Annotated in this window: 14 protein-coding genes; 2 read left to right on the top strand and 12 right to left on the bottom strand. The window is 49.9% G+C overall.

What is annotated here, in order from left to right; genetic code table 11:
- Positions 1 to 6: 6 nt before the first annotated feature.
- The 6 genes from AC50Y5_RS29870 to AC50Y5_RS29895 all read right to left on the bottom strand — a co-directional run bounded on the left by AC50Y5_RS29870 (position 7) and on the right by AC50Y5_RS29895 (position 4,330).
- Entirely contained in the window at positions 7 to 897 is an 891-nt protein-coding gene (locus AC50Y5_RS29870; RefSeq protein ID WP_056038688.1) for a RimK family alpha-L-glutamate ligase, read from the bottom strand.
- Between the two features lie 12 nt (positions 898 to 909).
- A complete protein-coding gene (locus tag AC50Y5_RS29875) occupies positions 910 to 1,083 on the bottom strand; it encodes a lysine biosynthesis protein LysW (RefSeq protein ID WP_046230559.1) in 174 nt (57 codons plus the stop codon).
- Positions 1,084 to 1,394: 311 nt separating this feature from the next.
- Positions 1,395 to 2,093 (bottom strand): 5'-methylthioadenosine/adenosylhomocysteine nucleosidase, encoded by a 699-nt coding sequence (locus tag AC50Y5_RS29880; protein WP_494865114.1) that lies wholly within the window; start codon positions 2,091 to 2,093, stop codon positions 1,395 to 1,397.
- 5 nt (positions 2,094 to 2,098) lie between these two features.
- Positions 2,099 to 3,103, bottom strand: a complete 1,005-nt coding sequence (ccpA, locus tag AC50Y5_RS29885) for a catabolite control protein A (RefSeq protein ID WP_056038693.1) — start codon at positions 3,101 to 3,103, stop codon at positions 2,099 to 2,101.
- 150 nt (positions 3,104 to 3,253) lie between these two features.
- Positions 3,254 to 3,667 carry a hypothetical protein gene (locus AC50Y5_RS29890; RefSeq protein WP_056039103.1) on the bottom strand — a complete coding sequence of 138 codons (414 nt, stop codon included), beginning with the start codon at positions 3,665 to 3,667 and terminating at the stop codon, positions 3,254 to 3,256.
- A 237-nt stretch (positions 3,668 to 3,904) separates the two neighbouring features.
- Entirely contained in the window at positions 3,905 to 4,330 is a 426-nt protein-coding gene (locus AC50Y5_RS29895) for a VanZ family protein (protein ID WP_056038697.1), read from the bottom strand.
- Between the two features lie 52 nt (positions 4,331 to 4,382).
- On the opposite strand from AC50Y5_RS29895, the gene AC50Y5_RS29900 reads away from it, so the two are divergent.
- A complete protein-coding gene (locus AC50Y5_RS29900; protein ID WP_056038700.1) occupies positions 4,383 to 4,919 on the top strand; it encodes a type 1 glutamine amidotransferase domain-containing protein in 537 nt (178 codons plus the stop codon).
- Positions 4,920 to 5,010: 91 nt separating this feature from the next.
- On the opposite strand, the gene ptsP is transcribed toward AC50Y5_RS29900, so the two are convergent.
- From ptsP to AC50Y5_RS29930, 6 genes are all read right to left on the bottom strand, one after another.
- Complete coding sequence (ptsP, locus tag AC50Y5_RS29905) at positions 5,011 to 6,762, bottom strand: phosphoenolpyruvate--protein phosphotransferase (protein WP_056038703.1); 1,752 nt, start codon at positions 6,760 to 6,762, stop codon at positions 5,011 to 5,013.
- Positions 6,759 to 8,645 carry a glucose PTS transporter subunit IIA gene (locus tag AC50Y5_RS29910; RefSeq protein ID WP_056038706.1) on the bottom strand — a complete coding sequence of 629 codons (1,887 nt, stop codon included), beginning with the start codon at positions 8,643 to 8,645 and terminating at the stop codon, positions 6,759 to 6,761. The genes ptsP and AC50Y5_RS29910 overlap by 4 nt, the downstream gene beginning before the upstream one ends.
- Positions 8,646 to 8,807: 162 nt before the next feature.
- A complete protein-coding gene (locus AC50Y5_RS29915) occupies positions 8,808 to 9,428 on the bottom strand; it encodes a hypothetical protein (protein WP_494865118.1) in 621 nt (206 codons plus the stop codon).
- Between the two features lie 106 nt (positions 9,429 to 9,534).
- Complete coding sequence (locus AC50Y5_RS29920; protein ID WP_494865120.1) at positions 9,535 to 9,975, bottom strand: CoA-binding protein; 441 nt, start codon at positions 9,973 to 9,975, stop codon at positions 9,535 to 9,537.
- A gap of 49 nt (positions 9,976 to 10,024) precedes the next feature.
- A complete protein-coding gene (gene aroA / locus AC50Y5_RS29925; RefSeq protein WP_494865122.1) occupies positions 10,025 to 11,320 on the bottom strand; it encodes a 3-phosphoshikimate 1-carboxyvinyltransferase in 1,296 nt (431 codons plus the stop codon).
- Positions 11,321 to 11,848: a shikimate kinase gene (locus AC50Y5_RS29930; RefSeq protein WP_056038717.1), complete on the bottom strand. Its 528-nt coding sequence runs from the start codon at positions 11,846 to 11,848 to the stop codon at positions 11,321 to 11,323. It lies immediately after the preceding gene.
- A gap of 145 nt (positions 11,849 to 11,993) precedes the next feature.
- On the opposite strand from AC50Y5_RS29930, the gene AC50Y5_RS29935 reads away from it, so the two are divergent.
- Complete coding sequence (locus tag AC50Y5_RS29935; protein ID WP_494865125.1) at positions 11,994 to 12,317, top strand: hypothetical protein; 324 nt, start codon at positions 11,994 to 11,996, stop codon at positions 12,315 to 12,317.
- Positions 12,318 to 12,332: the final 15 nt, after the last annotated feature.

Below are 12,332 nucleotides of genomic sequence, written 5' to 3' on the forward strand. Positions count from 1 at the left end.
ACTGCGTTAGGCGTTAACCTCCTGCCTCGTTCTGGAGGCCAATTTCCCCTGCAAATAAAGCGCGATATGAGCGGCTACATCGACGCCATGAATTTTCCAGGACTTCGAAAACTCTGGGTTTTGATTAACCTCGCATACGAGATATCGTTTATTTTGATAGTCATAAAATAAATCCAGACCGTAGATGCCTTCACCGAGCACCTCGGTCAGCTTGCTGCAAATCGATTCTATTTCCTTATTGACAGCAATAGGTTCAACCTCAGCTCCCAAATGCGTATTCGTCTTCCAGTTGTCGACCGACACCCGGCGAAACGCTACGATTGGCTTGCGGCCGACAATGACAACGCGAATATCATAATCCCCCTTGTCCACGTATTCCTGTACGAGTACTGGAAAGGACTGCTGGGTCGGATCAAGCGATTCCCGTGCTGCAATCCAGCCATCTAGGCATTCCTTGCCGACAATGCGGGCAATGCCCCTTCCCCAGGAGGAGCTGGGTGGCTTGATTACAAATATGTTGCCAAAATCCTCGAACGATTCGAGGATTTTGTCTGCTGTAAAAGCGACCTTGAAGCGGGGCTGTGGAATGTTATGCTTTTGGAACACGATTGCTTGATGAATTTTATTTGTGCAAATGTTAATCGCTTTAACGGAATTAATCGTTTCAATGCCGGATAACTCCAGCATCGTTGAGCGGCTTAACGCTTTTTTCTGGGAGAGGCAGCGAATGAGCGCGACACCATACTGATCCGCCCAGCCCTGCTCAAGCGGCAGCTCCATCGAATCCAGATTTACTTGGACATGATGTCCAGCCTGCTGGAGCAGCTCATAGATTCGCTTCTCTTCCTCACGCAGCTTCGTCACACATAGCAAAATATCCGTGTTTGTCTGCTTCATCCCCTGGCTCCTTTACTCGCCCCAAGTTTCTTCAATCTCGGGAGCTAATGCAACTGAAATGCTATTATTTACGGCATGCACCTCATGCTCTTGTCCGCATGACGAGCACTCTACGATTTCTCCGCTTATTGCATCAGACTCAACACTAATTTCCGATTTGCATACGACACAGCTAACGTCTGCCATTACCTATCTCCACCTATCCTAAAGTTTAATTTGCGCCAACAGCCTTATTTTCAGAATATTCGGTCTTTTAAATCGTTTCCGCGCTGCTCTACGCTCTCTTTTTTCTTCTCTCCTCCTCATTTAACCAAAAATAGTAAAATGCTGGTGGCAAGATGAATCGTACAATGGTTTTCCTATCGCTGTCAATTAAAATAGATAATTCCTATCGGAATATAATTATTTCTATCTATTTCCTATTTTGAATACTGATTTCCAACGACAAAAACCGCCATCCCGTGTGCCCGGATGGCGGTCTGATACCTTCTTATGAACTAAATATGTCGAAGCATGTCGTCAATAATGGCGTAGGAATTGTTAGCTGCTTTCACCGTGAACTCTGGGAAATTGACATGCGCAGATCCGTCAGCCTTGTCCGACATGGAGCGGATGACCACGAATGGCACCTCATTCATGTCGCATACATGGGCTACTGAAGCGCCTTCCATTTCGGCGCAAGCGCCATTCATCGTCTCACGCAACAGCCCAACCGTCTCGCGGCTCGCAATAAATTGGTCACCGGATAACACGATGCCTTTCAAGCTGCGCCCTTCGAACAAGCGATTGCTAGAATCAACGGCCAGCTGGACTAGCCGCTCATCCGCCACAAACTCCGAACGCGCATGGAATGGAATTTCACCGCGGGCGAAGCCTAGCGGCGTGCAATCCATATCATGCTGAACACAGCTCGTAGATACGACAATATCACCAATATTCAGGCTTGGATCAACGGCTCCGGCTACGCCAGTAAACAGCACGCAGTCCGCACCCAAATCGATTAAAATTTGCGTACATACAGCAGCGTTCACTTTGCCAACACCGGATTTGCAATAAATAACGGTCTTGCCATGAAACTGGCCTTCGTAATAAGTGATGCCAGCCTTAATGGTTTCTTTCGTTACTTGGACGTGCTGGCCGAGAAGTTCTATCTCTTCCACCATCGCCCCAATGATGCCGATTTTGTTAAAAGTCATGCTTCCTATACCCCTCCAACAGACTGGCGCACAATCATCTCATGCGGCAAAATGACTTTGGAGTGATCCACATTTTCTTTATTCATCAGCTTTGTGAGCAGACGCATCGATACAGCTCCGATATCATACATAGGCTGGGCAACGGCTGTCAATTGCGGACGAACCATCGAAGCCATGCGGCTGTTATCTACGCTAATAACTGAAATATCGCCTGGCACGCTCAGACCAGAGTCTTGAATCATATGAATGGCACCAATCGCCATCTCATCTGTCGCTGAGAATACCGCAGTTGGACGCTCGTCCAGCTCAATAAAATATTTCATGGCATCGATACCAGATTCATAACGGTAGTTGCCGATACGGACAAGCGTGTCATCATAAGCAATGCCAGCTGTCTCCAGCGCGCGCTTATACCCTTGGAAACGGGCATAGCCATTCGCAGGGTCCTGCAACGTGCCACTGATCATCGCAATGCGGCGGTGGCCCTGCTCCAGCAATTTGTTGACCGCATCAAAAGCCGCTTCCTCATGATTAATATCAACGGAAGGAATTTCGCCGTTCTCATCAGTCGTTGCGCATAATACGATCGGGACATTCGTTGTTTTGAACGCCTGCATATGCTCTTCCGTTACTGCTCCGCCCATAAAGAGCAATCCGTCAACCTGCTTCTCCAGCAGCGTGTTAATAACGCGAATTTCTTTATCCTTCTTCTTATCCGCATTACACAAAATAATATTATAGTGATACATATTCGCAATGTCTTCAATGCCCCGTGCCACTTCCGCAAAAATAGCGTTGGAAATATCGGGAATTACGACACCAACAGTCGTTGTTTTCTTGCTGGCAAGGCCCCTAGCTACCGCATTAGGACGGTATCCCAGACGCTCAATGGCCTCGTAAACCTTCTTGCGGGTTGCGGGTTTCACATTCGGATTGTTATTGACAACCCGGGAAACCGTAGCCATAGATACTCCTGCTTCTCTTGCTACATCATAAATGGTTACCGTCAAGGTCCTTCTCTCCATTATCTCAGATTTTTTACTTTCGCCCACTGCACAATAGAATAATCATACGACAAAATATTACTTTTCGCAATGTCAGCGCCGGGGCGCTTTCATTTCCGCTCAAGCAACTGCTTGCATTCTCATCGTTTTATTGCGTTATGTATGCCTTGTCGGCCGGCTGATTTGGCCCAGCCGCTTCGTAATATCCGCTATCCATACTTGGTCCTCAAGCGCTTGAGCAAGCAGCAGCAGGTCCAGCAGCGCATCGATGCGCTCCTGAATAAGCCGTTCCACCGCAGCAGGATCGGATTGCTTCTTCGTGTTTCTAGCAATGACGAGCAGGCTCGCCCATTCATTGCACTCATCGAAAAAAAAGGTCTGCTTCGATGGCTCTGCACCAAGCTGAGCAATCAGACCAGTCAAATCGGGCTTCACTTCCGGAAACACTTCGCTTCGACTGCAGGCCACGCAGGAATAAATAGGCACATTGTCTATTTCCACTTTCCCAGAATAAATGACGGTACGCAGCTTCATCTTCATGATGTCACCACAATGACACCGCTTTTCCAAGTTGGTCCACTCCTTCACGCGGACGGCTGTACCGCCCTTCATCTCCGTTTATGCTCATAATTTGAGATGCGTAAAATATTCGACCTTTTTCGCAAAAACTCCTGCTTGCAGACTTATGTAATTTTTACTATTAAAAATGAACGATAAATGCAGGCTCCGAGCGTCGTCCGCCATTGGTGAAAGCCTGGAATACTGACAGCCGCTGTTTTCTGATTGATGTCCTTTGAATAAACTGGACTACCGGGCGATACGCCGCCATAATCGGCGTACTGGCGGCAGCGCCACCAGAACAGCCCACACTGCAGCCCCAATCATGTCATTGCGGACATCGGCCGCATCCGGCATTCTGCCCCCTACGAAGGACTGATGAAATTCATCAGTGATGCCATACAGGCCGCACAGCAGCACAATCAACACTTTGATTACGATACGGTCGGCTCTCGCACCGATAGCGAAATCGATGGTGGCGGCGAGCATAAAATAAGCGACAAAATGTCCCCAATCAAAGCTCGCCATTTGCGGGAACAGCTTTTGAAAAAACGGCAGCAGCGTATTCATCTCTTCGCCCGTCGTCGCTGATGCAGCAAAAATCGCTGTCATGACTAGCACGGCTGGAATACAGCGAAGCACCCGCACCGAACGCTTTGCTATTGTTTGCTTCATAAGTTCTCCTTCGATACAATAGGTAAGACAATATGAATTGGAGGGGAAATCCTTGTCATTACACAATAAAACCGTTATTTGCTTACTTGATGATGAATTCGAAGATTTGGAGCTGTGGTATCCGGTATATCGCGCCCGCGAAGCGGGAGCTACCGTACTATATGCAGGTCCTGAGAAGGGCAAGAAGCATATTGGAAAATATGGCGTGCCCGCCGTTGCCGACCTCAGCTTTGATGAAGTGAACAGCAGCGACATTATTGGCCTGCTCGTTCCCGGAGGCTGGGCGCCGGACAAGCTCCGCCGCTACCCTAAAGTGCTTGAGCTTGTGCAGGAGCTTGATGCAGCTGGCAAGCCGATTGGCCAAATTTGCCACGCTGGCTGGGTGCTCATTTCTGCAAAAATATTGCAAGGACGGAAAGTCACTTCTACGCCAGGCATTCGCGACGATATGGAAAACGCTGGTGCCGAATGGTTTGACGAGGCGGTTGTCGTAGACGGAAACCTCATCTCTGCGAGACGTCCGCCCGATCTTCCGCCATACGCCAAAGCTTTCGTTGACGCTTTAGAGCAATACAAAGGCCAAGCGTAAACGGCTGAAGCCGTCCTTTGGCGGCAAAACAACCGTTTCGCGATGAAATATAAGTCTATTTATAAATGTAATACTTATAAATTCTTATATTTTAAGAAATAGAGGCGCTTTGCCTTCTGGCATCATTTTCATCCATAAACTGTCCTAGCAGCTCATGAATGTCCGCACTCGTGCGGCATTCCAGCAGCTTAGGCAGCAGCAAGCGGCTGTCTTCCTGCCTTGTGCGGAGCAGCCGCTCTTTCACCTGCAGCAAAGAATGCGAAGAAATACTAAGCTCATCAACATCGAGGCTTAGCCATATCGGCAGCGCCTTGGCATCCCCTGCCAGCTCTCCGCAAACGCCCACCTTAATGCCGCTGCGGCGCGCCGCATCAATCGTCAGCTTAAGCATCCGCAGCACTGCGGGATGGAAGGGCTCGTACAAATGCGATATCTCCTCATTCATCCGGTCTACAGCAAGGGTAAACTGCACTAAATCATTCGTCCCAATACTGAAAAAATCAACCTCTCCTGCAAGCAGATCGGCAATGATTACCGCAGCCGGAACCTCGATCATGACACCTACCTGCAAATTCCGGTTATACGGCTGGCCTTCCTGCTCCAGCTCCTGCTTCGCCTCCGCTAATACCGCATTGGCTGCACGAACCTCCTCAACCGAAGAAATGAGCGGGTACATTAGCTTGACCTGTCCAAAATGGCTTGCCCGCAATATGGCTCTAAGCTGCACTTTAAACAAATCTTTGCGATCCAGTGATATACGGATAGCCCGGTAGCCTAGAAACGGATTGTCTTCCTCGGCAATATTGAAATAATCAAGCTGCTTGTCACCGCCAATATCAAGCGTCCTAATGATGAGCGGCTTGCCTTCCAGCTTTTCCGCTACGCTGCGGTATACTTCAAACTGCTCCTCCTCCAGCGGGAAGCGATTGCGGTCCATATATAAAAACTCGGTGCGGAACAAGCCGACGCCATGCGCTCCGCTGGACAAAGCAATTTCCAGCTCCTTGAAGGAGCTGATATTAGCGGCCAACTCCAGCCGCTTGCCATCCGGCGTCATCGACTTATGATCGACGATATCGCGCAGACGGGTTTTCGCCTCCTGCTGCTGCCGCTGCTTCGCCGAATACAGCGCGATAACTTCCTGCTCCGGCTGCACATACATGACACCGTCTCCGCCATCGAGCACGATCATCTGGCCCGTCTGAATCGGTTCCTCCAGCTTCGCTTCCACGCCAACAACGAGCGGTACGCCGAGCGCCCTCGCCATAATAGCGGAATGGGAAGTCGTGCTTCCTGCCAGCGTTACGATGCCAAGCACATTTTGCGGATTAATATGGGCAAGCTGCGAAGGAGAAAGCTCCTTGGCGACGAGAATAAACGGCTTCGTGTTGGATGGAAGCTTAATTTCCGGCACGCCTAGCAAATGCTTAAGCAGCCGATTGCCGACATCCTTTATATCCAGCGCGCGCTCCTTCATATATTCATCATCCAGCAAATCAAACATCGTCACAAAATGATCGATCGCTTCCTTGACCGCTACTTCTGCTGCCTTGTATTGCCGGCTAATAATGCCTTGAATTTCATTCATAAACACCGGGTCGTCCAAAATCGCAAGATGCGCGTCAAAAATATGGGTTTCCGAAGGACCAACCACTTCCCGCAGCTCGTCCTTCATTTGCTCGATTTCGAATTTTGACGTTCGGATGCCTTCATATACTCGCTCGAACTCACGGGCAAAATCAGCAACATCGATGCGCTGCTCCGGCAGCTCCCACTCCCAGCTGGGCAATACGAATGATTTTCCGATCGCTATGCCTGCTGACGCTCCAATACCTTGTATCATGGCCTTTCCCCTCCAACTTGTATCTCTTTAAGCACGACCGACATCACGGAAGATTGTCCTTTTTTAACGGTTTTATATGGCGCAAATCGCCATGAACGCACCATATCCGAATTGGTAATCACCATCGGAGTAGCCAGCGATTTGCTCTCCTTGCGCACCTGCTGCAAATTAAAGCGGATGAGCAGGTCGCCGGGAAGCACCTTGTCCCCTTCTTTGACAGCAGCCTTGAAATAGCCTTTGCCGCCAAGCAGGGACGTGTCAATGCCGATATGAAGCAGCACTTCAAGCCCTTCCGGCGTTCGAATGCCAATCGCATGCATCGTCGGATAAATATGAATAACTTCACCTTTGACAGGCGAGACAAGCTCCCCTTTATCCGGTATGAACGCAACCCCATCGCCAACAAGCTTGCCGGAAAAAATCGGATCGGGCACATCGCTGAGCGCGATCATTTTCCCCTGCATCGGGGAGCTGAACAGTACCTGCTCCTGATCCCGCTGAATGGTATTCAAAATTTCCCCGCGAATCAGCTCCGAATATGTGCCGAAGACGACCTGCACATTTCCGCCGCCGAGGCGAATGACACCGGCTGCCCCCAAATTGCGCAGCGCTGCGATATCAAGCTGCTTCTCATTGGCTACCTTCAATCGCAGCCGCGTAATGCAGGACTCCATTTTCACAATATTGTCCTTGCCGCCAATCGCCTGTAAAATAAGCGGCGCACGCTGCGGAATATCGCCAGCCCACTCATCGAGATGCGAGCCTTCCTCGCGCCCAGGGGTCGGAATTTGAAAACGGTCGATCGCCCAGCGGAACAAAAAATAATAAATGAGCCCGACTACGATACCTATTGGAATGAGCAGCCAGCCGCGCGTAGCCAAGTGCTCGTTGACGATAAAATCAATCGCTCCGCCCGAGAAAGAAAAGCCATGGCGAATGCCCAGTTCATACGTCACCCACATAATGACGCCCGACAACAGCGCATGCACGACGAACAAATAAGGCGCAACGAATAGAAAGGCAAATTCTACAGGCTCGGTCACACCAGTCAAAAAGGAGGCCAGAGCCGCGTACATAAACGTTTTGCGGATTTTAGGCTTAAGATCCTCCCTCGCCTCATGGATAATGGCAAGCGCGATTGCAGGCAGTGCAAACATCATCGTCGGGTACATTCCCGCCATGAACACGCCTGCTGTGGGATCGCCAGCGAAAAACCGCGGCAAATCGCCATATACGGTTGTCCCATCCGCCATCGTATAACTGCCAATCTGGAACCAGAACACATGGCTGACGAGATGATGCAGCCCAAACACGACCAAAATTCGATGGACGAAGCCATAAAGAAAAACACCGAACCCGCCTCCTGAAGCTACGATGTTGCCAAGCTCTTCAAGCATGCGTTCAATATATGGCGTTAGTCCAATCATAAATATGGAAAATAAGACCGATATAAAGCTGACAAACAGCGGTACAAACCGCGGCCCTCCGAAAAATTGTATGTATTCAGGCAAACGCAAATTCTTAAATCGTTCATAACTAAAGCCTGAGATGATGCCCATCAACGTTCCGATAAACACCGTCGGCTCAATTTCCGGCACAGCCGTCTGGGTAATGCCCACATAAATGAACATCCCGCCAAGTGCCGCTAAAGCAGCTGCAAGCGCATTTCCCGTCATTCCAAGCGCAATGCCTACCGCAAACAAATAAGGAAGGTAAGTAAAAATGGCGTGACTTGCGGCCTGCAAATAAAGCGTAAGCTGCGGCAGTCCAATATAATCCCACGGCAATTGACTGAGGCTCGAAAATATGGCTGCTGCTGGAAGCACAATCATTGGCAGCATAAATGCTCTTCCGAGCTGCTGCAGGCTTCCTAATATATTCACTTTCGTACCCCCTTTGCGGATTAAAATGTCTTTTTCTCGATGGTAAGGCTTTCCGCACGTTTTGTCAAAGTGAAGAGCGGGCCTCTCGGCCCGCTCCTGTTGATGATTCTTCCTATAAAACGATACAGGGGAGGGCTTAGCTTAAGCCCTTGCGTATATAGCTTAGCGGTTTTGTCCAGCTTGCCATCCCAAATGCGAAATGACCGGACCGGATTGTGCATAAGCGTTCGTTGCGTGGTACACCGGATTTTGTCCTGTCGCCGATTGTACGGGCATGCCGCCATGCGTTTGGTGTTGGTTATTGGTGTTATTGGACATGCCTGCATAGCCGCCGCTTGAGAAGTTTTGGTTAGCGTAGCCTGTGTGGGACTGAACATAATGCTGCTGCGGGCTCGATTGATAGCCTAAATGCGAGATCACCGGATTCGCTCCATAATTAGCCGAGCTTTGGTGCGAAGTATAGCTTGGAACTTGGTAATGCGACGTGTGCGATTGGTAGCCGCTATTCGGCTGATATTGATGCTGCATCATTCCCGCATTTTGTTGATGGCTTGGCAAATATGCAGCAGAGCTGTAGCTGTGCTGATTCGTCGCCTGATAACCGCCAATTGGAGATTGCACAATGCTGCTTGGGTTCTGGTTAAAGGTTGGCTCGCTCAGTTGGCCTTGATAATGCGACTGTACGAAGCCCGATGGCTGATAGTTGTTCGAAAATTGACCTTGTTGACCCAGTTGACCTTGCTGCCCTTGGAAATATCCTGGCTGTTGCGACATTTGATTCACGTGTTGTCCTCCTCGACATTAAAAAAGAAAGTCTTCATGAACGACATGCTGCATCGCCCCTTGAAGCCTTTCTTATTGTGTTAAATCGATCGGTTTTTTATTACAGTCAGGTTTTGGATTTTCCTTGCGGCAGCAAAATCGAATCCTCTACCTTAATGCAGCGGTCCATAATCACTTGCAATCCACCAGCTTCAGCGATGTTCGCTGCTTCATCATTAGCGATGCCAAGCTGGAGCCACAAAATTTTCGCACCAATTGCAACGGCTTCCTCCGCTACTTGCGGGGTATGCTCGCTGCGTCTGAACACATTAACGATGTCCACTTTAAATGGAATATCACTTAACGTTTCGTATCGGGTTTCACCCAAAATTTCTGCCGCCTTCACAGCCGGATTAACCGGAATGATGCGATAGCCTTTAGCCTGCATCGCCTGCGATACCATATAAGAGACGCGGTCAGGCTTGTCCGACAAGCCGACCACCGCTACAGTAGCACTTTGCTCAAGCAGCTGCTTAATTTTCTCGCGTGATGGATTTTCAAATGCCATATGAACCGCTCCTCCCTTATTCAACCTGTTTATTTCTCGTTCCGCAAGCTTATTCTACCCACTCTACGTTCGCACCAAGCGCCTTCAAATGGTCAAAATAAATCGGGTAGGACTTCGCTACATGGTGCGCGTCGCGAATACGGATCGGCTGCTTCGAGCGCAGTCCGACAATCGTCAAAGCCATAATGACGCGGTGGTCATAATGCGCATTAATTTCGACGCCGCCTTCAACGCCTTCCGGACGTCCGTGGACAATAATTTCGCTTTGACGCTCTTCTACATTTGCTCCCGCTTTGCGAAGCTCGTTCAAATAGTCGGTAATCCGGTCGCATTCCTTGTACCGCAAATTTTCAACATCATAGAAACGCGAGGTACCCTCAGCAAATACAGCTGCCGCTACCATCGCCAGCACCGCATCCGTCGCTTGGTCGCCGTCGAACTCAACAGCTTTCAGCTTGCCATTGCCCTTGACATGAACGATATCATTGTCATGAGTGAGCGGCACTTCCATCATGCGCAGCACATCTACGATCGCACGCTCGCCCTGCTTGCTTTTCTCAGCGAGACGGTGCACGATAACATCCGATTGCGTCACTGCCGCAGCCGCAAGAATCGCTGCCGAGCCTGGATAATCTCCTTGTACGATATAGGTTTTCGCTTCGTAGCTTTGGCCGCCTGGAATGCGGTAGCTCATCAAATCCTCGCTTGCATGAATGACGATGCCCGCTTGCTCCAGCACCTCCAGCGTTTGTCCAACGACAACCTTGGACTTCAAATCATTCAGCACTTCGATTTCGCTATCTTCTGCAAGCAGCGGAGTCAGGAACAGCAAGGCGCTCAAAAATTGCGAGCTGACAGCGCCGGACACTTGAATTTTGCCGCCTTTCGCTTGTCCGCCCTTAATCGTAATCGGCAGCTTGCCTTCATTATGGGTGACTTGTACGCCAATTTGCCCGAGCGCATCAATTAAATCACTGTGCGGGCGTTTGCCAAGCGAATCCGGATAACGGTTTACAAACGTCACTTCCGGGCACAGCGATGCGATGGCCATCAGGAAACGCAGCACAGCTCCTGCATTGCCTACGTCCAGTTCCTTGACATCCTTCGGGTTACGGCCAAAACCGGTAATGACGATTTTCTCTTCATCTTCTTCTACCGTAGCGCCCAAATCGCGAATACAGCGGCGCATCGCATCGCTGTCTTCACTGTGAGCTGGATAATAAATCGTGCTCGTGCCTTCAGCAAGCGCAGCGACCAGCAAGTAGCGCGTCGTATAATTTTTAGAGGAAAGCGCTTGAATTTCCCCGTTTAGCCTAGGTGTGGGCGTAACTAAAACATCTGTCATTTATTTTGTCTCCCTTGTTTGTATAATAGTTGCGCATACGGCATGCACATTGAGCGATGTCGTATCCAGCACCAGATGTGCAAAATCGTAAGCGTGCTTGCGCTGCTCCATAATCCGGTTCACATTCGCGGCAACGTCGCCTTGCAGCAGCGGCCTAGACGAATCGGACTGTACCCTCGCAATAATCTGCTCGGCGCTTGCCTTGAGTGCGACTACGAGACTTCCGCCCAGCATCGCCTCCCGGTTGGCTTCACGCAAAACAGCGCCTCCACCCGTCGCAATAATGGCCGGCTCCTTGCGGCTTAGCAGCTCTTGAATGATGCCGCTCTCCAAATCACGAAAGCCCGCTTCCCCAATTTCCGCAAACAGCTCTGCGACCCGCTTGCCCTGCGAGCGTTCGATTTCCTCATCGGTATCGAATCTTGCATAGCCGAGCTGCTCGGCGAGCAGGCGGCTGACGGTCGATTTCCCTGTTCCCATAAAGCCTACCAGCACAATTTTGCTGTGGCGGCCTGCTTCCTGATTCATTCTCTAGTGCCCCCATCAAATTAATGTATCCTATTAATTTCTTCAACCATCATATCATTTTTCACAGCAAATCGGGTATAAAAAAGTTCATTTTGCCGTATCGTTGATAATGATGCTTATATCAAACGGTAGGAGGGTTGCCGTAATGACCAATGATCGTGAATGCTCAGCCGCACAGAAGGCGGAATTGCGTATTAGCCGTATTTTAAACCCCACTCATCCGCTTTCCCGCGAAGATGTTATCTGGATGCTCGAATATATTAAAAAAAAGGTGGCTGACGATGATCCTGCTTTAACAGGTTTGTCGCAGCCACGATTGTTGCGTAATTTTCATTGCTTTGCAGAAGCGGCCATGAGCCTCATTCACCGCGGACGCGCTTCCGAACAGGAAGCCGATCGTTTGCGGAGCTGGCTCAAAGAAGCGTCTTACGGTTTAACCGCAGCAAAAAGGAGCGAGCCGCACGAATAATGCCGCTCGCTCCTC

This window comes from Paenibacillus sp. JT22N7, from assembly GCF_059383875.1.

Excerpts from the sequence above, each read along its gene's own strand:
- AC50Y5_RS29870 (WP_056038688.1), bottom strand. The coding sequence starts at position 897 with ATGAAGCAGACAAACACGGATATTTTGCTATGTGTGACGAAGCTGCGT.
- AC50Y5_RS29875 (WP_046230559.1), bottom strand. The coding sequence starts at position 1,083 with ATGGCAGACGTTAGCTGTGTCGTATGCAAATCGGAAATTAGTGTTGAG.
- AC50Y5_RS29880 (WP_494865114.1), bottom strand. The coding sequence starts at position 2,093 with ATGACTTTTAACAAAATCGGCATCATTGGGGCGATGGTGGAAGAGATA.
- AC50Y5_RS29895 (WP_056038697.1), bottom strand. The coding sequence starts at position 4,330 with ATGAAGCAAACAATAGCAAAGCGTTCGGTGCGGGTGCTTCGCTGTATT.
- ptsP (WP_056038703.1), bottom strand. The coding sequence starts at position 6,762 with ATGATACAAGGTATTGGAGCGTCAGCAGGCATAGCGATCGGAAAATCA.
- AC50Y5_RS29920 (WP_494865120.1), bottom strand. The coding sequence starts at position 9,975 with ATGGCATTTGAAAATCCATCACGCGAGAAAATTAAGCAGCTGCTTGAG.
- aroA (WP_494865122.1), bottom strand. The coding sequence starts at position 11,320 with ATGACAGATGTTTTAGTTACGCCCACACCTAGGCTAAACGGGGAAATT.
- AC50Y5_RS29930 (WP_056038717.1), bottom strand. The coding sequence starts at position 11,848 with ATGAATCAGGAAGCAGGCCGCCACAGCAAAATTGTGCTGGTAGGCTTT.
- AC50Y5_RS29935 (WP_494865125.1), top strand. The coding sequence starts at position 11,994 with ATGACCAATGATCGTGAATGCTCAGCCGCACAGAAGGCGGAATTGCGT.